The 22,897-nt window shown below is 43.8% G+C and carries 23 protein-coding genes; 2 read left to right on the top strand and 21 right to left on the bottom strand.

All coding sequences use genetic code 11. The features are described 5' to 3' along the window. The 16 genes from BS333_RS02860 to trmJ form a co-directional block, all read right to left on the bottom strand. Window positions 1-615, bottom strand: a complete 615-nt coding sequence (locus BS333_RS02860; RefSeq protein WP_021710186.1) for a YfgM family protein — start codon at window positions 613-615, stop codon at window positions 1-3. A 140-nt stretch (window positions 616-755) separates the two neighbouring features. Beyond that, the gene (gene hisS, locus BS333_RS02855; RefSeq protein WP_255209439.1) at window positions 756-2,021 is read right to left on the bottom strand and encodes a histidine--tRNA ligase; all 1,266 of its coding nucleotides are present in this window, start codon (window positions 2,019-2,021) and stop codon (window positions 756-758) included. A gap of 39 nt (window positions 2,022-2,060) precedes the next feature. Beyond that, complete coding sequence (ispG, locus tag BS333_RS02850; protein ID WP_021710188.1) at window positions 2,061-3,179, bottom strand: flavodoxin-dependent (E)-4-hydroxy-3-methylbut-2-enyl-diphosphate synthase; 1,119 nt, start codon at window positions 3,177-3,179, stop codon at window positions 2,061-2,063. A gap of 5 nt (window positions 3,180-3,184) precedes the next feature. Further along, window positions 3,185-4,198 carry a cytoskeleton protein RodZ gene (gene rodZ / locus BS333_RS02845; RefSeq protein WP_021710189.1) on the bottom strand — a complete coding sequence of 338 codons (1,014 nt, stop codon included), beginning with the start codon at window positions 4,196-4,198 and terminating at the stop codon, window positions 3,185-3,187. Window positions 4,199-4,672: 474 nt separating this feature from the next. Further along, window positions 4,673-5,800, bottom strand: coding sequence for a dual-specificity RNA methyltransferase RlmN (gene rlmN / locus BS333_RS02840; RefSeq protein ID WP_021710190.1), 1,128 nt, complete (start codon window positions 5,798-5,800; stop codon window positions 4,673-4,675). 300 nt (window positions 5,801-6,100) lie between these two features. Further along, window positions 6,101-6,526 (bottom strand): nucleoside-diphosphate kinase, encoded by a 426-nt coding sequence (ndk, locus tag BS333_RS02835; protein ID WP_021710191.1) that lies wholly within the window; start codon window positions 6,524-6,526, stop codon window positions 6,101-6,103. A gap of 173 nt (window positions 6,527-6,699) precedes the next feature. Beyond that, entirely contained in the window at window positions 6,700-7,998 is a 1,299-nt protein-coding gene (gene pepB / locus BS333_RS02830) for an aminopeptidase PepB (RefSeq protein ID WP_021710192.1), read from the bottom strand. Between the two features lie 180 nt (window positions 7,999-8,178). After that, window positions 8,179-8,373, bottom strand: a complete 195-nt coding sequence (gene iscX / locus BS333_RS02825) for a Fe-S cluster assembly protein IscX (RefSeq protein ID WP_021710193.1) — start codon at window positions 8,371-8,373, stop codon at window positions 8,179-8,181. A 120-nt stretch (window positions 8,374-8,493) separates the two neighbouring features. Continuing rightward, window positions 8,494-8,832 (bottom strand): ISC system 2Fe-2S type ferredoxin, encoded by a 339-nt coding sequence (gene fdx, locus BS333_RS02820; protein WP_021710194.1) that lies wholly within the window; start codon window positions 8,830-8,832, stop codon window positions 8,494-8,496. 13 nt (window positions 8,833-8,845) lie between these two features. Next, window positions 8,846-10,699, bottom strand: a complete 1,854-nt coding sequence (gene hscA, locus BS333_RS02815) for a Fe-S protein assembly chaperone HscA (protein ID WP_021710195.1) — start codon at window positions 10,697-10,699, stop codon at window positions 8,846-8,848. A gap of 21 nt (window positions 10,700-10,720) precedes the next feature. Further along, window positions 10,721-11,236: a co-chaperone HscB gene (gene hscB, locus BS333_RS02810; RefSeq protein ID WP_021710196.1), complete on the bottom strand. Its 516-nt coding sequence runs from the start codon at window positions 11,234-11,236 to the stop codon at window positions 10,721-10,723. Window positions 11,237-11,290: 54 nt separating this feature from the next. Beyond that, complete coding sequence (gene iscA / locus BS333_RS02805; RefSeq protein ID WP_021710197.1) at window positions 11,291-11,614, bottom strand: iron-sulfur cluster assembly protein IscA; 324 nt, start codon at window positions 11,612-11,614, stop codon at window positions 11,291-11,293. 73 nt (window positions 11,615-11,687) lie between these two features. Continuing rightward, window positions 11,688-12,068, bottom strand: a complete 381-nt coding sequence (gene iscU / locus BS333_RS02800; RefSeq protein ID WP_021710198.1) for a Fe-S cluster assembly scaffold IscU — start codon at window positions 12,066-12,068, stop codon at window positions 11,688-11,690. A 38-nt stretch (window positions 12,069-12,106) separates the two neighbouring features. Further along, the gene (locus BS333_RS02795) at window positions 12,107-13,321 is read right to left on the bottom strand and encodes an IscS subfamily cysteine desulfurase (protein ID WP_021710199.1); all 1,215 of its coding nucleotides are present in this window, start codon (window positions 13,319-13,321) and stop codon (window positions 12,107-12,109) included. 29 nt (window positions 13,322-13,350) lie between these two features. Continuing rightward, window positions 13,351-13,857, bottom strand: a complete 507-nt coding sequence (gene iscR, locus BS333_RS02790; RefSeq protein ID WP_033003929.1) for a Fe-S cluster assembly transcriptional regulator IscR — start codon at window positions 13,855-13,857, stop codon at window positions 13,351-13,353. 118 nt (window positions 13,858-13,975) lie between these two features. After that, window positions 13,976-14,701, bottom strand: a complete 726-nt coding sequence (gene trmJ / locus BS333_RS02785) for a tRNA (cytosine(32)/uridine(32)-2'-O)-methyltransferase TrmJ (protein WP_021710201.1) — start codon at window positions 14,699-14,701, stop codon at window positions 13,976-13,978. A 306-nt stretch (window positions 14,702-15,007) separates the two neighbouring features. Here trmJ and suhB point away from each other — a divergent pair, with 306 nt between their 5' ends. After that, complete coding sequence (gene suhB, locus BS333_RS02780; protein ID WP_021710202.1) at window positions 15,008-15,811, top strand: inositol-1-monophosphatase; 804 nt, start codon at window positions 15,008-15,010, stop codon at window positions 15,809-15,811. Window positions 15,812-16,082: 271 nt separating this feature from the next. Here the strand turns inward: suhB and secF are convergent, their stop codons facing one another. The 5 genes from secF to queA all read right to left on the bottom strand — a co-directional run bounded on the left by secF (window position 16,083) and on the right by queA (window position 21,766). Then, a complete protein-coding gene (gene secF, locus BS333_RS02775) occupies window positions 16,083-17,030 on the bottom strand; it encodes a protein translocase subunit SecF (RefSeq protein WP_021710203.1) in 948 nt (315 codons plus the stop codon). A gap of 14 nt (window positions 17,031-17,044) precedes the next feature. Beyond that, the gene (gene secD, locus BS333_RS02770) at window positions 17,045-18,901 is read right to left on the bottom strand and encodes a protein translocase subunit SecD (protein WP_021710204.1); all 1,857 of its coding nucleotides are present in this window, start codon (window positions 18,899-18,901) and stop codon (window positions 17,045-17,047) included. A 21-nt stretch (window positions 18,902-18,922) separates the two neighbouring features. Next, entirely contained in the window at window positions 18,923-19,264 is a 342-nt protein-coding gene (yajC, locus tag BS333_RS02765; protein ID WP_021710205.1) for a preprotein translocase subunit YajC, read from the bottom strand. A gap of 163 nt (window positions 19,265-19,427) precedes the next feature. Next, window positions 19,428-20,561 carry a tRNA guanosine(34) transglycosylase Tgt gene (gene tgt, locus BS333_RS02760; protein WP_021710206.1) on the bottom strand — a complete coding sequence of 378 codons (1,134 nt, stop codon included), beginning with the start codon at window positions 20,559-20,561 and terminating at the stop codon, window positions 19,428-19,430. 152 nt (window positions 20,562-20,713) lie between these two features. After that, window positions 20,714-21,766, bottom strand: coding sequence for a tRNA preQ1(34) S-adenosylmethionine ribosyltransferase-isomerase QueA (queA, locus tag BS333_RS02755; protein WP_021710207.1), 1,053 nt, complete (start codon window positions 21,764-21,766; stop codon window positions 20,714-20,716). A 576-nt stretch (window positions 21,767-22,342) separates the two neighbouring features. Here queA and BS333_RS02750 point away from each other — a divergent pair. After that, a complete protein-coding gene (locus BS333_RS02750; protein ID WP_021710208.1) occupies window positions 22,343-22,789 on the top strand; it encodes a CBS domain-containing protein in 447 nt (148 codons plus the stop codon). The last annotated feature ends 108 nt before the right edge of the window (window positions 22,790-22,897 follow it).

Below are 22,897 nucleotides of genomic sequence, written 5' to 3'. Positions count from 1 at the left end.
TTATTTCGCCAAGTCGTCCAGTTTCATTTTCAATGCTGGGTTAGCATCTTTTGCTTGCTGTGCTTCAGTATATGCTGTGTAAGCTGCATCTTTATCACCTTGACGAAGTGCAATATCACCACGTAATTCAGCAATGCGACCAGACCAAGCCGTATCCAAAACGTTATCCAATGCTGCATTAGCCGCTGCAAAGTTACCGAGCTCTGTTTCGATACGTGCAATACGGTAATTAACGAGTGCAAGAATTGACGCTTCTTGAGTGCTGCTTTGAGCCCATTTTAATTGTTCAAGAGCAGAGTTTAGCTCGTTTGCTTCGACTTGTGCCTTCGCCAATTGAAGTGCCGCAAGCACCGAGTATTCTTTTACTTCATTTGAAGCAATGAAAGTCTCAATATCAGCTTGGGCTTCAACCCCTTTCTCTTGCAGTGTCGACATTGCAGCAGCGTAGCTTTGAGAAGCCGCTTCACTTGCTTGAGTCACTGAATCTTGGTAATAACGCCAACCAAAAAGACCACCAAAGGCAACAACAGCAGCAATGGTGACAGTCGTTCCATATTCTTTGAACCACTCTTTGATCTTTTCAACTTGTTCTTCTTCAGTTTGGTAAACTTCCACTTTATGTCCTCTTAAAGCGTATCAATGACAGCACCGCTATCACTATTGCTCTTTGTTTAAAGGCCTTCCTGTGTAAGACCTTGTACAACAAATTAAGCCGTTATTTTTCGTTGATGTTATATGTCTCGTTGATGAAAAACTTACAGCAGTTCAGCAATTTTATTTGCCACTTCTTCCTGACGATAAGTTTCTTGTGTACCACCCACAAGGTCTTTCAATACAACCGTGCTATCTGTTATTTCATTTTCACCTAATACTAAGGCAATCACAGCACCGACTTTATCCGCTCGTTTAAACTGCTTTTTGAAATTACCACCGCCAAAGTGATTCATCACTCGTACGTCAGGTATTGACTCACGAATCCGTTCCGCAAGCTTCATTCCAGCAACCATTGTACCTTCACCAGCGGTCACTACGTATACGTCAACATTGCGACGAACATCGGTTAATTCTAAAGCTTCAAGCATCAAGACCAGACGCTCAAGCCCCATAGCAAAGCCAACAGCTGGGGTTGGTTTACCACCAAGTTGCTCAACTAGACCATCATAGCGACCACCACCACAAACGGTACCTTGGGCACCTAGGCTTTCCGTCATCCATTCGAACACAGTGCGGTTGTAGTAATCTAAACCACGAACCAAACGTTCGTTTATGGTGTATTCGATACCAGCAGCGTCAAGAAGTTCACAAAGTCCGGCAAAATGCTGTTTAGATTCGTCATCTAAGTAATCTGACAAACGTGGGGCATCGCCTAAGATCGCTTGGACGTCAGGGTTCTTAGTATCTAGAACACGCAGCGGGTTTGTATGCATACGACGCTTACAATCTTCATCTAAGATGTCGATGTGCTGCTCTAAAAATGCAATTAGGGCAGTGCGGTAGTGAGCGCGAGCTTCCAATGAACCAATCGAGTTCAGCTCTAGGCGAACGTGTTTATCAATACCTAATTCACGCCATAAACGAGCTGTCATCATGATCAGTTCGGCATCAACATCCGGACCATTAAGACCGAAGACCTCAACACCACATTGATGGAACTGACGATAACGACCTTTTTGTGGTCGCTCATGACGGAACATAGGTCCCATGTACCATAGACGTTGTTCGTCACGGTTAATTAGGCTGTTTTGAATACATGCACGTACACAGCCCGCCGTACCTTCAGGGCGAAGTGTTAGGCTGTCTCCGTTACGATCATCAAAGGTGTACATTTCTTTTGAAACGACATCTGTCTCTTCACCAACCGCACGGCTGAAGAGGTTTGTTTCTTCAACAATTGGCATGCGCACTTCGTTGTAGCCGTATGCGCTCACAGTACTTTTTACTGCGTTTTCAAGTTTCTGCCACAGCGGCGATTGAGTTGGGAGGCAGTCGTTCATGCCTCGAATTGCTTGAATTGCTTGAATTGTTTTTACCACAATACTTACCGTAAATTCTCGTTGAGATTAATCTTCTATTTTTACATCAATATGATTATCGCTGTCCATAATGGAAGCTTTTGCTCGAATTTTTGCTTCTAGCTGATTGACAAGATCATCATTATCAAAGCGCTCTTTTTGACGTTTACCGTCTTCATAGAAAGCACTTTTCTTGTTGCTGCCAGCCAATCCTAAATGAGATACTTCGGCTTCACCAGGACCATTAACAACACAGCCGATGATGGAGACATCCATTGGTGTAATGATATCCTCCAAACGCTGCTCTAGCGCGTTAACGGTACCAATAACATCAAATTCTTGACGAGAACAGCTTGGGCAAGCAATGAAGTTAATCCCACGAGAACGTATTCTCAGGGATTTTAAAATATCAAAGCCTACTTTGATTTCTTCAACCGGATCAGCCGCTAGAGAAATTCGTAATGTATCACCAATGCCTTCAGCCAACAGCATACCTAAGCCAACCGCTGATTTAACAGAACCCGCACGAGCACCGCCCGCTTCTGTAATACCAAGGTGTAAAGGCTGATCAATTTGTTTGGCTAATAAGCGATATGAATCCACCGCTAGAAACACATCAGACGCTTTCACACTGACCTTGAATTGGTCAAAATTAAGACGATCTAGATGATCCACATGACGCATCGCTGATTCAACCAGAGCCTCTGGCGTTGGTTCACCGTATTTCATCTGCAAATCTTTTTCTAAAGAACCGCCATTGACACCAATACGGATAGGGATGTTTTTATCACGCGCACAATCGACAACTGAACGAATACGTGCTTCATTGCCAATGTTACCTGGATTAATACGTAAACAGTCAACGCCGTACTCAGCGACTTTGAGAGCTATACGATAATCAAAATGAATGTCTGCTACCAATGGGACAGACACTTGTTGTTTAATTAGCTTAAAAGCTTCCGCAGCGTCCATTGTAGGCACGGAAACACGAACGATGTCTGCGCCTACATTTTCTAATGCTCGAATTTGCGCGACTGTTGCCTCAACATCAGTCGTGCGAGTATTTGTCATTGATTGCACAGCAATAGGTGCACCATCACCAATGGGTACATCACCCACGTAGATGCGCGTCGATTTACGACGAATAATTGGGGATTCGTGTTGCATAATATTTATAACGGTAAACTGAATCTAGCGACTTTACCTGAAGTATACCTAGAAAGGTCGACAGGTTCACTTGCAAATGTCATTGTTACGCCTTCTGGGGCACCTAATATCACTTTAAATGGTGCTTTTCCGGAAAGCTCAATATTTTGGCCCGATTTACGCGTGCCACTGACCAATGTTTTGCCACTGGCATCTTTAATTTGAACCCAGCAATCAGAATCAAAGGCCATGGTAAGTAATACCATGCCATCTGCAGTCACTTTGTTTTGGGCTGGGCTCTGGGCAACGCTTCGCTCAACGATGGTATCCGGCTCGTTTTCTGCCTTAGGCTGTTGAGGCTCTATCGCTTTGTCTGCCTCAGATACAATTTTATCTGAGTCAGTTGCGGCTTCATCTACACCAGCCCCATTCGTTGTCACCGCATCAAGTGTGGTCGTCACTGCAGCATCGAGTGTTTCAGCCTGGCGAGTCATTGCGGTGTTCTGTACCAATTCACTTGGAGCACTGGCGATAAGCTCGTTGGCATCCATATCGTCGATTACTTTGTTGTCCGCTATGGGCTCGACAACAAGTTCATCGCTCACTAAAACCTCCGTATTTTGCTGTTGACTCTGCCACCACCATGCACCAGAAATACCAATAAGAACGAGAGCAATAATCCACGTTAGCCACATAATTCGACTGTTGTGTTTTTCATGTTTCGTCTTACGAGAAAAGCTCTGCATCTGTTGCGCTTGTGACTGCTCACACGAGCTGGGTGTTTCCTCTAATGCTTCTAGAACTTTCTCTTCATCAAGGCCAACAAGTTTGGCATAAGAGCGAATATAACCACGAGTAAAAGTACTCGCTAATTGACCTTCAAAGCAATTACGCTCAATTTGATCAATCACCGAAAGTTTCAGCCTCAGCCTATCGGCAACACTTTTTTGTGTTAAACCTAATGACTCGCGCTGGTTTTTCAGTAACGTCCCCGCTTCCAAAGAACACGGAGCTTCATTAGTATTTTCTTGTTCTGTCATAATGGTGGTATTACATCCATTTGGTGGCTAACACAGTTCTTTATTTTCTTTTTTTATTTTCAAGCCTAGCTTAAAGATAGCCAGACTCTCCATGTTAACCAAAATAATCTTTTAAAAATCCTTAGTATTCAGTATAGGAATGCTCACTTTGTGATTTCTCACAACGTGTATTGGAGAAAATACTAAGGGGTCAATAACGTACTTACACTTCACTCATCATGATAAGCGAATGTACGAAGAAGGCAAAAAATCTTCACCCAAATTAACAGATAGCTCAAGCTTTTGTCCAAGATTTAACAAACAAAGTGCGATTAAAACTCTTTGAGTCACCTATCGCCTATTGAAATCTCGTGTTTTGTCCTTCACATCAAACGCTTATTACGGTGAAGATAACCCCAGTTAATAGAAGTAGACAAAAATGGACCCTGAACAAAAAAATAGCCAGAGTAAATACTCTGGCTACTAAGGTGTTATTTATACCGCTTTAATATCGATAGTTTGCGCCCCTCGGGAAGCCTTCAATGCGGCAGTACGTTTGGTTCTGTCAATCACATCACCAACTAACTGACCACATGCCGCATCGATATCATCGCCTCTTGTTTTACGAATGGTTACTGTATGGTCGTATTGCATCAGCGTTTTCTGGAAGCGGTCGATTCGAGAGTTGCTCGGTTTTTTATAAGGAGAACCTGGATACGGGTTAAATGGAATCAAGTTAATCTTACATGGTGTATCTTTCATTAACTCAGCCAGCTCACGAGCATGATCCATGTCATCATTAACGTGGTCAAGCAGGACATATTCCACGGTTACTTTGCCTCTGTTCGCATTAGAAGAAGCAATGTAACGACGTACCGATGCCAAGAAATCTTGAATATCCCAACGATCATTAATCGGCATGATCTCACTTCTTAATTTATCGTTAGGAGCGTGAAGAGAAATGGCCAATGCTACGTCTATCTTACCTGTCATTTGATCAAGGCCAGAGACAACACCAGATGTCGATACGGTGACTCGACGCTTTGATAAGCCAAAACCAAGATCATCCAGCATAATCTCTAGCGCTGGAATAAGGTTTTTCATATTCAGGAGAGGTTCGCCCATTCCCATCATCACTACGTTAGTGATTGGGCGACGGCCCGTTTCTTTCTGTAAACCGATTTCACGCGCTGCACGCCATACCTGACCAATGATTTCAGATACTTTTAAGTTACGGTTGAAGCCCTGTTGAGCCGTTGAGCAGAACTTACATTCCAACGCACAACCGACTTGAGAAGATACACACAAGGTTGCACGGTCATCTTCTGGGATATAAACCGTTTCTACATCTTGGTCACCTACCTTCATTGCCCACTTGATTGTGCCGTCTGAAGAGTGCTGAGCTTCTGCGACTGTCGGTGCTTTGATTTCACACTTGTGCTGCAGTTTTTCACGCAGCTTCTTGTTGATATTGGTCATCTTCTCGAAGTCATCAACACCGAAATGATAGATCCACTTCATAACCTGATCGGCACGAAACGCCTTTTCGCCTAGCTCTTCTGCGAAAAATTGACGCATGCCTTTGCGATCAAAGTCGAGTAGATTGATTTTTTCAGTGTTCATATTACCTCTCAATGACTGAAGCAAGAATAAGGGCGCGAATTGTACAGCCTTTAGGCAGTAACAACAAGAGGCAGAACCCCATGAGTTTACTAAGGTCTTCAAATGCCACTGGTTAAAAATCAAACAAAATCTGCTCTATTTCGTTTATCACAAAAATAACTGTCGATTTGTACCTAAGTAACCTCAGAATGCTGTGTTCAGCGAGATGACCTTTGGAAGCGTGTCACTGGGATATATTGTTTTTCACGTACAAAAAAAGCCCCGATTCAATCGGAGCTTGAGACTCAGTCGTTCAATCAATTAACGTGAAAAAACTTCAGAAGCAGGAAAGAAGAACTCGATTTCACGAGCAGCAGATTCAGTGCTGTCTGAACCATGCACAGAGTTATGACGCATGCTAAGCGCATAATCAGCACGAAGTGTTCCACATGCCGCTTCTTCTGGGTTCGTTTTTCCCATCAACTCACGGTAACGTGCGATGGCATTTTCACCTTCCAGTACTTGAACCATAATTGGTCCAGAAGTCATGAACTCTTTCAATGGTGGGAAGAAAGGTTTGCCCTCATGTTCAGCATAAAAACCACTTGCCTGCTCTTCAGTCAAATGGACCATTTTAGCCGCTACAATGCGTAGACCTGCTTTTTCAATACGATGGTAGATTTCACCAATTAGGTTACGCTCTACCGCATCAGGTTTGATAATTGAAAATGTTCTTTCTAGAGCCATAATGTTTCCTTTTTCATTTTTAATAATAATGTACCCAATTGACTTCAAGCAGCTTAATTAACAGGATATCACTGGGCCAAGCACAAGGAAATCATGCCATGCATGGGCCTTCCCAAGTGTCTGACTAAGCACGCTCTGTTATCTGTAACAGAGCGTCCCTACGAGTCACAGGGTTACTTTTCAGCTTGTTCTTGTAAGAAACGGGCTAAAGTTCGGATCCCCATACCCGTTGCACCAGCTGCCCATTTATCTGATGCTGATTTACGGTATGTGCCCGCACAATCAAAGTGTAACCAACCTTGTGTATGATCTTCAACGAAATAAGATAAAAATGCGGCGGCAGTACTTGCACCTGGTGAATAGTCACCAGAACTCACATTGGAAAGGTCAGCAAAATTCGATGGCAGCATATTGCGATGGAAATCAGCAAGAGGTAACGCCCAAAGGCCTTCATTTTCTTGATTAGCGGCAATAAGTGCTTGTTGAGAAAGCGACTGATCAAAGCTTAGCAATGCGTGGTAATCATTACCTAAAGCATTTTTAGCTGCGCCTGTTAGGGTTGCGCAATCAATAATAAGCTCTGGTTTCTGTTCACTAGCATAGAGCAAACCATCAGCCAAAACCAAACGGCCTTCGGCATCCGTATTCATGATTTCTACCGTCTTACCATTCTTGTAAGTAATGACATCACCAAGCTTCAAAGCTCGCCCTGACACCATATTTTCTGCACAACAAAGGATCAGTTTCACGCGTTTATTCAGGCCACGTAGAATGGCTAAAGCTAAACCACCAGTGATCGTTCCAGCTCCTCCCATATCGGCTTTCATTGCCGTCATAAAATTGGAAGGTTTCAGGCTGTAACCACCAGAGTCAAACGTAATCCCTTTACCAATCAAACAAGCAAACACAGGAGCATTTTCATCACCGGTTGGATTAAAATCTAATTGCAGCATGGCCGATGTGCGCTCAGAGCCTCGTCCAACAGCATAAATGCCTTCCCAACCTTCTGATAGCAAGTCTTTATCTTTGACGATTCGAGCAGAGACCGTCCCTTTTGGGGCAATGGATTTGATAAATTCAGCAGCCATGGTCGCCAGTTGTCGTGGCGCAACTTCTTCTGCTGTTTTGTTAATGATATCTCGGGTAAATTCGCTTGCAGTAATACGTGCTTGAAGTTCTGATTGATCTTGTTCAGCTAAAGCAGCCCACTCTAAATGGGTGTGTTTTTTCGGGTTACGGTAGCCTTGATGGAAAGCCCAAATGCTCTCAAGATCCCACTTAGGGCCCGCAAGTAAAACGGAATGAATTCCTTGGCCATCAAGTTGACGCGCTGCACATTGAATCAGGTTAAGTTCATCACCGTTAGATAAGTGAATCGTTACTCCATTCTCAGAGAAAGAAAGTAATGCATTCGCTCCCCAATGTGGGGCTGCTGGTTCTTGGCTTAAAAATACAGACATCTGTGTAGACATGGTTTCTCCTTGTCTTATTACGGCGTTGCCTACGCCACTTATTTGTTTACAGACAGATGTTAGCATTTTGTAGGGTAAAAATGTCAACTGGAAAAAAAAACGAGCGCAAAGGCTCGTTTTTTCGACTAAATAAGACATACAGGTGCAATGCAAACAAGCTCACTAACACCTACTTTTGTGTTAGTCCATTTCGTCCATCCAGCACAAGATCACCGCTTCTAGAATCTTTTCATTACAATGGTTTGCCTCATCGTCAAACTCATCCAACTCCATGATCCATTGGTGAAGATCGGTAAAACGTACCGTTTTCGGGTCAATATCTGGAAACTTATCACAAAGCTCAATCGCGATATCGCGAGAATCTGTCCATTTCATCCATATTATCCTTTTTTACTCCTAGCTTAACTTTCGAAGCTCTCAGTAGTTAAACATCATACGATACCGCCATGATGTCGACATTCACACCTCAGAGCTAAGAACCAAGTAAGGAGAAGATTAATGATCTTCTGATGCGTGGTTTAATGTGTATTTTGGGATCTCAACAACCAAGTCTTCATCGGCAATTCTTGCCTGACAACCAAGGCGAGATTCAGGCTCTAATCCCCATGCTTTATCCAGCATGTCATCTTCGAGTTCTTCACTTTCTTCAAGTGAGTCAAAACCTTCACGAATAATGACGTGACACGTTGTACAAGCGCAAGACTTCTCACATGCGTGCTCAATACCAATGCCATTTTTTAATGCTACATCTAGGACTGTGTCGCCAGTGTTGGCTTCTAATACCGCGCCCTCTGGGCATAAATCTTCATGGGGTAATACAATAATTTTCGGCATAACTTATTATCTCTTATATATCATTCACTGACTGACCGGACAGGGCAGCTCGTATTGATTTATCCATACGTCGTGACGCAAAATCTTGGCTCGCTTTATCCGTTGCTTTTATGCCTTGCTCTATTGCATTCGCATCATCACCATTACGCAGTTCAATCAATGCCTCAATCGCGCTAAGAAGTGTCTGCTTCTCTGACTCTGATAATAACTCATCACCATCCGCTTGCATGGCTGCAATCAGACCCTCGATAACACGATCCGCTTCTACTCTTTGTTCTGCCAAAGCACGAGCTTGCATATCATCTTTAGCATAAGCCATTGAGTCTCTGAGCATATTCGCTACTTCATCATCACTTAAACCATAAGACGGTTTGACCTGAATTTCTGACTGAACGCCTGTACTTTTCTCCATTGCAGTCACAGATAAAAGACCATCCGCATCCACTTGGTAAGTAACGCGTATATGCGCTGCACCTGCCGCCATTGGAGGAATTCCTTTCAATGAGAAACGAGCAAGTGAACGACAGTCATCAACCATTTCACGCTCACCTTGTACGACATGCACACTCATTGCGGTTTGACCATCTTTAAAGGTGGTGAACTCTTGAGCACGTGCAACAGGAATGGTGGTATTACGAGGAATAATCTTTTCGACTAACCCACCCATGGTTTCAATACCGAGCGACAAAGGGATCACATCAAGTAGCAGCATTTCTGAGTCTGGCTTATTGCCTGCGAGAATATCCGCTTGAATACCGGCACCAATGGCGACAACTTCATCTGGGTTAATACTTGTAAGAGGAGAGCGTCCAAAGAAATCACCCACCATCTCACGTACAAGTCGTGTTCGGGTTGAGCCTCCAACCATCACTACGTCTTGAACATCCTCAAGTTCTACGCCTGCATCTTTTAAGGCTCGGCGACATGACATTAAGGTTTTCTTAACCAAGGGCTGAATCAACGCTTCAAATTGATCTCGGCTCACTTGCCCATGCCATCCAAATACCTCGACATCAACGAGATCTTTGTCAGAGAAAGCGATTTTAGTCGCAGTAGCAATATTAAGCAGTACTCGGTTTTGCTCAGCAGACAGTGGTGCTTCCAAACCCGCTTGCTCGATTAAGAACTCCGCCAAAAGATGATCAAAGTCATCACCACCAAGAGCAGAATCACCGCCAGTGGCTAATACTTCAAAGACACCTTTTGATAAACGTAAAATCGAGATATCAAACGTGCCACCACCTAGGTCATAGACGGCAATAACACCTTCCTGGCCAGAATCTAAACCATAAGCAATTGCTGCAGCTGTTGGCTCATTAAGTAAACGAAGCACATGCAGTCCCGCTAACTTTGCTGCATCTTTGGTGCCAGCGCGCTGCGCATCATCAAAATAAGCAGGAACCGTAATCACAACACCAGCCAGTTCACCACCTAATGTCTCTTGCGCTCGCTGACCAAGGACTTTGAGAATGTCTGCCGAAACTTCAATCGGGTTTTTATCCCCTTGTGCAGTTTTTAAAACAGGTAAACCATTATCACTGCGTTTAAATTGGTATGGTAAGGATGGATAACGCGCTTGGATATCTTGTAATGAACGACCAATTAAACGTTTTACAGAGATGATCGTTTGTTCTGGTTGCTGCTCAGCCATAGCTTGTGCTGCATAACCAACCTGAACTGTTGACTGCGCATAGTTGACAACCGAAGGTAAAATACTACGCCCTTGATCATCTTTAAGGGTCGTTGCTTCACCACTACGAACTGATGCCACCAAAGAGTTTGTGGTACCTAAGTCGATTCCAGCAGCGAGCTTATGTTCATGAGGAGCCGAGCTTTGACCCGGTTCTGCAATTTGAAGTAGTGCCATGATGAATCCTTGTCACGCTAACTAGCCGAGGAGCTTTTCTTCGACCAGTTCAATTTCGTTCTTTAGCTTGGCAATAAATTTGAGTTTACGAACACGATCTGCGGCCTCAACCCAAAGACTTTGATCAAGCTCTTGTTCGACCATCGCCAAATGTTGTTTATACATTTTGCTGACTTTGGCATCGAAGTCAAAAAGCGCCGATTCAGGATCAGAGCTGTCAGCAATATCTTCTAATTCTTCACGCAATTCCATTTGTTCCATGAGAAACATAGGGTCTTGCATTGTTTGCTGCTCGCCACGGATTTCCACCCCATTTTCAGCCAGCAGATATTCTGCACGAGAGATTGGCTGTTTGAGTACTTGGTAAGCATCATTAATTTGAGCAGCTTGCTGTACCGCCATAAGACGATCACGCTCTGAAGCAGTCGCAAAATTATCAGGGTGGAAACGTTTTTGCAGTTCTCGGAATTGAGAGGAAAGCAGACCACCATCCAGCTTAAACTGACTTGGTAGTCCAAATAATTCAAAGTGATTCATTAAGATGGGTTCCAGTAAAGCCCTCGAGGCCTAGGTTGCCCAGAGGACTATCGATTAGACGTTGAAGCTTTCACCACAACCACATTCGCTTTTCGCATTTGGGTTGTTGAATTCAAAACCTTCATTTAACCCTTCTTTCACGTAATCTAGCTCAGTACCATCTAGGTAAACCAAGCTTTTCTTATCGATGATGATTTTTACCCCAGAAAGGTCGAACACTTCATCTTCTTCGTTAAGATCATCAACAAACTCCAAGACATAAGCCATGCCGGAACAGCCTGTCGTTTTCACCCCAAGACGTAAACCAATACCTTTGCCTCGGTTTTCTAGGAATGCTTTTACGCGACTCGCCGCTGATTCTGTCATTGTGATGGCCATACTGCACCTTAGTTTGTAAAAATTACGATTGGAATGGGAACGTTTTAGGTTCCCATTATATACGGATTACTTATTATTGGTGTTTTTTCTTGTAATCGGCAACTGCAGCTTTGATCGCATCCTCTGCTAGGATTGAACAGTGAACCTTAACAGGAGGTAGCTCAAGCTCTTCTGCAATCTCAGAGTTTTTGATTGCTGCCGCTTCATCGATAGACTTGCCTTTCACCCACTCAGTAACTAGTGAGCTTGACGCGATTGCACTACCACAACCGTATGTTTTGAATTTCGCATCTTCAATAATGCCATCAGGCGTTACTTTGATTTGAAGCTTCATTACGTCGCCACATGCTGGAGCACCAACCATGCCGCTCCCAACAGCTGGATCTTCTTTATCAAATGAACCAACGTTGCGTGGGTTCTCGTAGTGATCAATTACTTTTTCGCTATATGCCATGATAATTTACCTCGAATCCTCTAGTTCTGTCCGTGAGATTAATGGTGAGCCCACTCAACAGTGCTCAAATCAATCCCTTCTTTGTACATATCCCATAGAGGAGACATGTCGCGCAGCTTAGTAACCGCAGCACGGATTTGTTCAATTGCGTAGTCGATTTCTTCTTCTGTTGTAAAACGTCCGAATGAGAAACGAACCGAGCTATGCGCTAGCTCATCATCTAAACCAAGAGCGCGCAGAACATAAGAGGGCTCTAGGCTTGCTGATGTACAAGCACTACCAGAAGAAACCGCTAGATCTTTAAGTGACATCAGTAGAGATTCACCTTCTACGAATGCAAAACTCACGTTCAGGTTGTGTGGTACACGCTGTTCTAGGTCGCCATTCACTGTGACGGCTTCTAGGTCTTTTACACCATCAAGAAGACGGTTACGAAGCGCAAGGGCGTGAGCGTAATCTTTTTGCATGTCTTCTTTAGCAATACGGAATGCTTCACCCATACCAACAATCTGATGTGTTGGAAGTGTACCAGAACGGAAACCACGCTCGTGACCACCGCCGTGCATTTGCGCTTCTAGGCGAATACGTGGCTTACGGCGAACATACAGCGCACCAATACCTTTCGGGCCGTAGGCTTTATGCGCTGACATAGAGATCAGATCAACCTTCATCGTTTGAACGTCGATAGGCAGCCTACCTGCTGATTGAGCAGCGTCAACGTGGAAGACAATTTTTCTCTCACGACACAGTTCACCAATCGCTGCAATATCTTGAATCACACCGATTTCGTTGTTCACGTGCATAATTGACACCAGTACCGTGTCTTCACGCATAGCCGCTTGCAGTTTGTCTAGGTCAATCAGACCATTTGATTCTGGCTCCAAGTAAGTGACTTCAAAGCCTTCACGCTCTAATTGACGACATGGGTCAAGTACTGCTTTGTGCTCAGTTTTGCAAGTAATAACGTGCTTACCTTTTTTTGAATAAAAGTGTGCAGCACCTTTGATTGCAAGGTTATCAGACTCAGTTGCGCCAGATGTAAATACGATCTCACGTGGATCTGCATTAAGAAGATCTGCAATTTGCTCACGAGCTGTATCTACCGCTTCTTCTGCCTGCCAGCCGTAACGGTGTGAGCGTGACGCTGGGTTGCCAAATGTCCCGTCCATTGTCATGTACTGAACCATTTTTTCAGCAACGCGAGGATCAACTGGGCATGTAGCGGAATAATCAAGATAAATCGGCAGTTTCATTCTCTACTCCAATGTAAAATTCTGACCGCTTATGAGCGGACGTTTACACCGATGGGCGCGGCGGTTGTATTTTTATTAGATAGCCCATGGGTCATCGCCAGTTCGATATCCTGACGATCAGATATTTCTAATACTTCATTGTCTTGCATTAGCTCACCGAGCGTAATGTTGTTCAAGAAATCACTAATACGGGAACTTAGGTCACGCCATAAGGCATGTGTTAGGCATCGTGTACCACCTTGACAATCCCCTTTACCTTGGCATTTGGTTGCATCAACAGATTCATCAACGGCAGCAATCACCATACCAATAGCAATGCTGTAAGCATCAGCGCCAAGGCGGTAACCACCACCAGGACCACGAACGCTAGCCACTAATCCTGCCTTGCGTAATTTTGAAAATAACTGCTCTAGGTAAGAGAGTGAGATACCCTGTCGCTCTGAGATGTCTGCAAGAGGTACTGGGTTTTGTTGCGAATGCAGCGCTACATCAAGCATTGCTGTTACCGCGTATCGTCCTTTGGATGTAAGTTTCATACCACAACGTATCCACATGGTTTGTAATGATAGGAATTTTTCCATACCTGACTAAATTGGTCAAGTATTTATTTGACTAATTTAGTCAGGTATTCATCCTTACAAAAACCATGGACAATTATTTCTCAATGCTTTTTTCTATCGACGTTAATATTCCACGTAGAGTATTGATTTCTTGGGCTTCTGGACGAGCTCGTGAAAATAGGCGTCTTAACTTATTCATTACCTTACCAGGTTGCTCTTTGCTGATGAATTGTGTTTCGACGATGACCTTCTCAAGATGTTCAAAGAACATATCCAGCTCTTTATGCCGAGGATACTCTTCTACAACCTGTGGCTTATACTGACTTTGCTGTAAAGCCAAATGGGCCACACGAACTTCATAACTCAAGGTTTGTACTGCCATCGCTAAGTTTAGCGAACTGTACTCAGGGTTAGCTGGAATGCTGACATGGTAATGGCATTTTTGTAACTCTTCATTGGTCAGTCCGGTTCTTTCACGGCCAAATACCAAAGCAACAGGATGCGTTTGACCTTCAAGCGCAAACTTTTCTCCGCATTCACGAGGTTCAAGCATGGGCCAATTTAATGTTCTAGACCGAGCACTTGAACCAACCACAAGACCGCAGTCTTCAATGGCTTCTTCAAGCGTGCTAACAATCTTGGCATTCTCGGCGATATCTGCCGCTCCAGATGCTAAAGCGTAGGTTTGTCCATCGATCTCACATTGTGGATCGACCAGAACAAGTCGACTTAAACCCATCACTTTCATAGCACGAGCTGCAGAACCAATATTGCCTGAGTGGGAAGTCCCGACAAGGACAATTTTTACTTGATCCAACATTTGTGATTACTACCTGTTTTAAAACTAATGAATTCTATCATAAGTTTTTCCACCTCCCTAGGGCTTAGGGAGTTCAAGCATTCATTTCATCATTTATTCGTTTAAAAAACAGTGACAAATCTTATCAATAATGAGTACGAGATAAGCAAGGGCATCGTGTTAAACCAACCCTCAGTGTATCGTTCAGTTAACAGTTTCTCCCGCTAGGTAAGCCAAGGACAAAAAATAACCACTTTATTTTTATCTTTACTCTGGTATACTCGCCGCCGCTTTAAATTGTTCTTTAACATCCGTTGGGAAATTCGTATGCATCCTATGCTAAACATTGCTATTCGCGCTGCGCGAAAAGCAGGCAATCACATTGCTAAATCATTAGAAAACACAGATAAAGTTGAGTCTACGCTGAAAGGCACTAATGACTTTGTTACTAACGTAGACAAAGAAGCAGAAGCTATCATCATTGATACGATTAAGCAGTCTTATCCTGAACACTGCATCGTTTCTGAAGAAGCGGGTCTTATCGACGGTAAAGATAAAGACGTACAATGGATCATCGACCCACTGGATGGCACCAATAACTTTGTTAAAGGTTACCCACATTTCTCAGTTTCTATCGCCGTTCGCCTGAAAGGTAAAACGGAAGTAGCGTGTGTTTACGACCCAATGCAAAATGAGCTATTCACAGCACAACGTGGTGCAGGAGCTCAACTAAACAACGCACGTATTCGTGTTAATCCACTTAAAGACCTACATGGTAGCATCCTTGCTACAGGTTTCCCGTTCAAACAAAAGCAACACTCAGAGTCTTACCTTAAGATCCTAAGTGCATTGTTCGTTGAATGCTCTGATTTCCGTCGTAGCGGCTCAGCAGCACTAGACCTATGTTACGTTGCCGCAGGTCGTGTAGATGGTTACTTCGAACTTGGTTTAAAACCTTGGGATATGGCTGCTGGTGAGCTGATTGCTCGTGAAGCTGGTGCTATCCTAACTGATTTTGCTGGCGGCACTGACTACATGAAGTCAGGCAACATCGTTGCTTCTAGTGCTCGTGGAGTAAAGTCAATACTGAAGCACGTTCGTGAAAATGGTAACAGCGCCATCCTAAAATAAGATTCTAAAGTCACTTAAGCCCGTCACGCTGATGACTTTTGAATGGCCCTGCTCTTTTTGAGTGGGGCTTTTTTTATCCGCAGATGTTCTTCTAGCCTTCTTATATACCAAAAAGTATTTGGAGCAGACATGGTCATGATAGCGGTGGAAGAGAGCTGTGGATGGTATCACTGTAGATGACAAGTATGATGGGTATAGACTGAGTATAAAAAAGCCCTCATGCTTGCATGGCAACCATGAGGGCTTTATCCATATTTAATGATGGTTTGCCTTAAGGCATCTCATCAAATTCTGCACCTTCTTTTTCAACTTGAGGTGGCAATAAGTGCTCTCTCTGGATACCTAGTTTCAAGGCCAATGCTGAAGCAACGTAAATAGATGAGTATGTACCTACCGTAATACCAAGTAGTAATGCAGTCGCAAAGCCATGAATCATTGCACCGCCTTGAGCAAACAAGGCAATCACAACAAACAAAGTGGTTCCCGATGTAATCAGTGTACGACTCAAAGTTTGCGTAATCGAAACATCCATAATCTCTGCTGGTGATTCTTTACGCATCTTACGGAAGTTTTCACGAATACGGTCAAATACCACGATGGTATCGTTGAGCGAGTAACCCACGACCGTGAGTAGCGCAGCGACAATAGTTAAGTCCACTTCAATTTGTAGAAACGAGAAGACGCCTAACGTAATGATAATATCGTGCGCCAAGGCCAGCACTGCACCTGCTGCTAAACGCCATTCAAATCGCATTGATACGTAAAGCAGGATACAAACCAGCGACGCCAGTATCGCAAGACCACCCGCTTCTGTAAGTTCATCTCCCACATTCGGGCCAACAAACTCAATACGACGCATTTCTACGCTTTCACCCGTGCCAGCTTTGATTGCCGCAATGATTTGGTTACCAAGCTTTTCACCAGAAAGGTCGTCACGTGGGCGAAGACGAACCATGACTTCACGTGCACTACCAAAGTTTTGTACGGTAGCATCGCCAAAGCCTTGTTTATCCAGTGCCGTACGAATTTCTTCTAGGTTTGCTGGTTGCTCAAAACCAACTTCAATCAATGTTCCGCCAGTGAAATCTAAGCCCCAATTCAACCATTTAGTGGATAAAGTGAAGATTGAAGCCGCAATCATGACAACAGAGAAAACAAAGGCAGCCTTTGACCAACGCATAAAGTCGATCGTTTTTTCTGCTTTTAGAATTTGAAACATAATAATTCCCAGCCTTAGATCGACAGTTTGTTTACACGTTTACCACCGTAAACAAGGTTCACGATACAACGCGTCCCTACAATGGCTGTAAACATAGAAGTTAAGATACCGATTGATAATGTCACCGCAAAGCCTTTGACAGCACCTGTACCTACGGCAAATAGGATAATGGCCGTAATCAGCGTCGTGATGTTTGCATCGGCAATGGTACTAAATGCATTCGCATAACCTTGATGGATAGCTTGCTGTGGACTGCGTCCTTCACGAAGTTCTTCACGAATTCGCTCAAATATTAGGACGTTTGCATCCACGGCCATACCAACGGTTAAGACAATACCTGCAATACCAGGCAAGGTCATGGTTGCACCTGGAATCATCGACATCACACCGATAATCAGCACTAAGTTAGCCATCAGTGCTACGTTAGCAATCAGACCAAAACCACGGTAGTACATTAGAGTAAAGAGCATAACGGCTACCATACCCCAGATACATGCTTGGATACCCATATCGATGTTTTGCTGTCCCATTGATGGTCCAATAGTACGCTCTTCAACGATTGAGATTGGTGCAATAAGTGCACCGGCACGAAGTAACAAGGCCAAGTTGTGTGCTTCAGATGGAGAGTCAATTCCTGTGATACGGAAACTACGCCCAAGTGCAGACTGAATCGTTGCTTGGTTGATCACTTCTTCATGCTTATCAAGAATCACTTTGCCATCTGGCGTACGACGACCACTGTCTTTGTACTCAGCAAATACGGTTGCCATTAACTTACCGATATTTTTCTTAGAGAACGCTGACATTTTGTTTCCACCTTCACTGTCTAGTGAGATGTTTACCTGTGGTCGACCGTATTCGTCTGCGCTTGAGTTAGCATCTGTGATACTTTGACCACCAAGGATGACACGCTTTTTCAACACAACAGGACGTCCATTGCGGTCCATTTTGATTTCACTACCTGCTGGCGCTCGACCACTGGCCGCAGCTGCAAGGTCAGCTTTATCATCCACTTCGCGGAATTCCAATGTCGCCGTCGCGCCTAAGATTTCTTTTGCACGTGCTGTGTCCTGAACACCAGGCAGTTCAACAACGATACGACTCGCACCTTGGCGTTGAACCAATGGTTCAGCAACACCCAGCTCATTCACACGATTACGCAAAATAGTAATATTTTGCTCTACAGCGTAGTTACGAATCTCTTGTAGACGCTGCTCTGTGAATGTCGCAATAAGCGCATAACGCCCGTTAGAATTCGTCTCAACGAAGTTCATATCCGGGTGGTTCTTTTTCAGCATTGATTTAGCTTGACTCAGTTGAGCTTCGTCGCGCAGTAAGACCTCAACACCTTCTTTACCTGAAGGGCGAATCGCACGGTAACGAATTTTGGCTTCACGAAGTTCACTTCGGAACGCTTCTTCTTGTTGGCCAATCAATTTTTCCATAGCAGCATCCATATCCACTTCCATTAAGAAGTGAACACCACCACGGAGGTCTAAGCCTAGTTTAAGTGGGGAAGCACCGATGGCCTCTAACCAATCAGGTGTTGATGGCGCAAGGTTTAAGGCAACAATCTTGTCTTTGCCAAGCGCTTCACCGATGACATCACGGGCACTAATTTGAGTGTCTGTGTCATTGAAACGGACAAGAATCGATCCATCTTCTAGGGCAATGGATTTATAGGGGAGGTGCTCTTCATCGAGAGCATGAGTGACAGCATCCAGCGTTGACATATCTACAGAGGCGCCACGCGCCCCTGTAACTTGAATAGCCGGATCTTCACCGTAGATATTTGGAAGCGCGTACAACGCAGCGGTGATGATGGCCAAAAATACCATCACATACTTCCACAAAGGATAACGGTTTAGCACAGCGAGGATCCTTAAGCCGTTTTATAGGGATTTCAGCGTGCCCTTAGGAAGCACAGCTGTAACAAAGTCTTTCTTAATAACAATTTCATTATTGTTGTTTAATTCAATTGAGATGAAATCATTATCTTCGGCAATTTTTGTGATTTTACCCACAATACCACCACTCGTAAGCACTTCATCACCTTTGCCCATCGAAGACATTAGGCTCTTGTGTTCTTTTACTCGCTTTGCTTGCGGTCGGTAAATCATGAAGTAAAAAATCACTGCAAACATGCCAAGCATGATCAACATTTCAAAACCACCACCTGCTGGTGAGCCTGCGGGTGCAACTTCTGCTGCGGCGTGAGCCTGAGAAATAAACATTAAAACATCCTCATTAGATTTATTGATAAAAAACAATTTAAACTTAATACACTAAGATTCAAGCTTGGGAATGATGAATAGCGATCACTCATCCCAAAAAACCGTATGTATTAACCTACTATATTCACAAAAGCCTTTGGTAATTGACCAAAGGCTTTCATTTTTATGCTTTGCTTAGCGGCGGAACTTCACGATCACGACGAGCATAAAACTCTGCAACAAATTCATCGAAACGGTCTTCATCAATGGCGTTACGAATACTTTCCATCAAGCGCTGGTAGTAACGCAAGTTATGGATTGTATTCAAACGTGCACCCAGAATTTCGTTACAACGCTCTAGGTGATGAAGGTATGCTTTGCTGTAGTTCTGACAAGTGTAACAGTCACAGTGCGGATCAAGCGGTGTCGTGTCTGTTTTATGTTTCGCATTACGGATCTTGATCACACCACCAGTGACAAACAAGTGGCCATTACGAGCATTACGGGTTGGCATTACGCAGTCAAACATATCAATACCGCGACGGACACCTTCCACTAAGTCTTCAGGTTTGCCCACACCCATCAAGTAACGAGGTTTATCTTCAGGCAATTGTGGACAAGTATGTTCAAGAACACGGTGCATGTCTTCTTTCGGCTCACCAACTGCAAGACCACCTACTGCGTAACCGTCAAAGCCAATTTCAGTGAGGCCTTTGACAGAAACATCACGTAAATCTTCGTAGACGCCACCTTGAACAATACCAAATAAATTGTTCGGGTTTTCTAACTTATCAAAGTGATCACGTGAACGTTGAGCCCAACGTAACGACATCTCCATCGATTTCTTAGCTTCATCATGAGTGGCTGGGTATGGCGTACACTCATCAAAGATCATCACGATATCAGAGCCTAAGTCTTTTTGGATTTCCATCGACTTTTCAGCGTCCATAAAGATTTTGTCGCCATTTACCGGGTTACGAAAGTGGACACCTTTCTCTGTGATTGTACGCATTTTACCTAGGCTAAATACTTGGAAACCGCCTGAATCAGTCAGGATTGGGCCTTGCCAGTTCATAAAATCATGCAGGTCACCATGCAATTTCATCACTTCTTGACCAGGGCGTAGCCAAAGGTGAAAAGTGTTCCCTAACAGGATTTCTGCTCCTGTTCCTTTCACTTCTTCTGGTGTCATCCCTTTCACTGTGCCATACGTACCAACAGGCATAAATGCTGGTGTTTGTACTGTGCCACGTTCAAAAGTCAATTGACCACGACGTGCTACACCATCTTTCTTTTTGAGATCAAACTTTAATTTCACGTTACCTCCGGGTGTCAGAGAAACAATCTGACAATTTATTCGGTTTAAACCTTACCTAAGGAGCGGTCGCTTATCCTTGCGAAAAATACAGCTCAATAGCGTTATTTTCTAGCTTACTGCTAGCACTCGTAAACGATTAAAACTAGTCAGTACTAGCTTGTCTTTTTCTTGATGAACATTGAGTCACCGTATGAGAAAAAGCGATATTTATTCTTCACCGCATGCTGGTAGGCATTCATGGTATTGTCATACCCAGCAAATGCACTCACTAACATGATAAGTGTTGATTCTGGCAGGTGGAAGTTGGTGATCAAACAATCCACTAATTGGTATTCGTAACCAGGAAAGATGAAGATTTCAGTATCACCAAAAAATGGGACTAACTCCGTTCCATTTTTTAACGCATCTTGAGCGGCACTTTCTAGCGAACGTACTGATGTTGTGCCGACAGCAATAATACGCCCTCCTCGTGCTTTAGTGTCATGAATCGCATCCACCACCTCTTGCGGAACTTCAACATACTCCGCATGCATATGATGGTCATTGATGTCATCGACTTTTACGGGTTGAAATGTACCAGCACCGACATGCAGTGTCACATAAGCAAATTCCGCACCTTTCGCTTTGATGTTTTCGAGCAGCTCGTCATCAAAGTGCAATCCCGCCGTAGGTGCTGCCACAGCGCCTGGTTTTTGGTTATACACGGTTTGATAACGCTCTTTGTCTGAGTCTTCATCAGGACGATCAATGTATGGAGGCAATGGCATATGACCAATCTCTTCCAAAATTTCTAGGACCGTTTTATCTGACGCAAACTTTAACTCAAATAAAGCATCATGACGTGCAACCATTTCTGCAGAATATTCATCATTCTCACCCAGTAAAACTGTTGAACCTGGCTTTGGCGATTTAGAACAGCGGACATGGGCTAAAATGCTTTTATCATCGAGCATACGCTCCACCAGCACTTCTAATTTACCGCCAGAAGCTTTACGACCAAACATTCGCGCAGGAATGACTCGAGTGTTATTAAACACCACTAAGTCGCCAGCTTGAACTTGACTCAAAACATCAGTGAATGTGCCATCTATAAGCTCACCCGTGTTACCATCCATTTGTAAAAGTCGGCTTGCCGTTCGCTCTGGCTGAGGGTAGCGAGCGATGAGTTCATCTGGAAGGTCGAAATGAAAATCTGATACTTGCATGTTACGGGTCTTATCTGTTGTTCAAGTTACGCCACAAATGACGGCGAGTTTTTCGCAGCAGACTAGTATATGTCGACATGCTGCAATAGCAAGCAAATACCCCTTAATATTGACCATAAACCTTGCTTTAAACATCGAATAAGCGCTCTATCCAACTTGCAAATGAGTCTCACGTAAAAAAAAGAAGCCAGTGGGTCTAGTCATCAGTGACCAAAACATTCCTATATATGATATTTACAACAGGAATCATTGATAAAATAAAGAAAGCGAGCATGACGGGAGGGGGAAATGCCGACAAAACAGCGACGAAATTGATCTGGATCTAATCTTACTGCTTTCGAGCTGAAAATAGCTCCAGATCGCATTTCTTCCAGCAAATATTTCCTATATTGAATATACTCAAGTGACCTTAATGCAGTCACCTTTCTGCTTATAGGTAATCATTACTCGGTATATCCAAATGGCTTCAAATCCTCCAGTCAGTGTTGGGTTACTGATTCGAGACATACGAAGACAATTTCATTGAGCTCATATTTAGCGTTTTTTGAGCACAAAAGCATACTGTTGGAGGTTCTTATGATCAAAGTTGAAGATATGATGACTCGTAATCCACATACCTTATCACGAACACACACATTACGTGATGCGAAAGATATGATGGATACCCTGGATATTCGCCATATTCCGATTATTGATAATCACCACCACTTGCAAGGCTTAATCACCCAGCGCGATATTTTAGCGGCTCAAGAATCTAGCCTATCTCCCGTAAACGTTCAGCATTCTTACACGCTCGACACACCACTTTTCGAAATCATGCACACAAGCCTAATGACTGTCGAGCCCAAAGCTGGACTCAAAGAAAGCGCGATGCATATGCAAAAGCATAAAGTCGGCTGTTTGCCTGTTGTCAGTAAAGATCATTTGGTTGGGATCATAACAGACACGGATTTTGTCTCGATCGCGATCAATTTACTCGAGCTGCAAGAAGAGACCGATACCACTGAATTTGAAATGGATTAAGCGTCGCTGACTGGTCACTGACTGATCGTTACGCGGAAAAAGCCTCCCGAGTGTTCTCAAGGTACTATTAACTAGCACCTTGAGAACACTTAGGTATAGCATGTATTA

It is taken from the genome of Vibrio azureus (genome assembly GCF_002849855.1).
Lineage (GTDB): Bacteria > Pseudomonadota > Gammaproteobacteria > Enterobacterales > Vibrionaceae > Vibrio > Vibrio azureus.
This window is presented reverse-complemented; position numbering and strand designations above follow the sequence as displayed.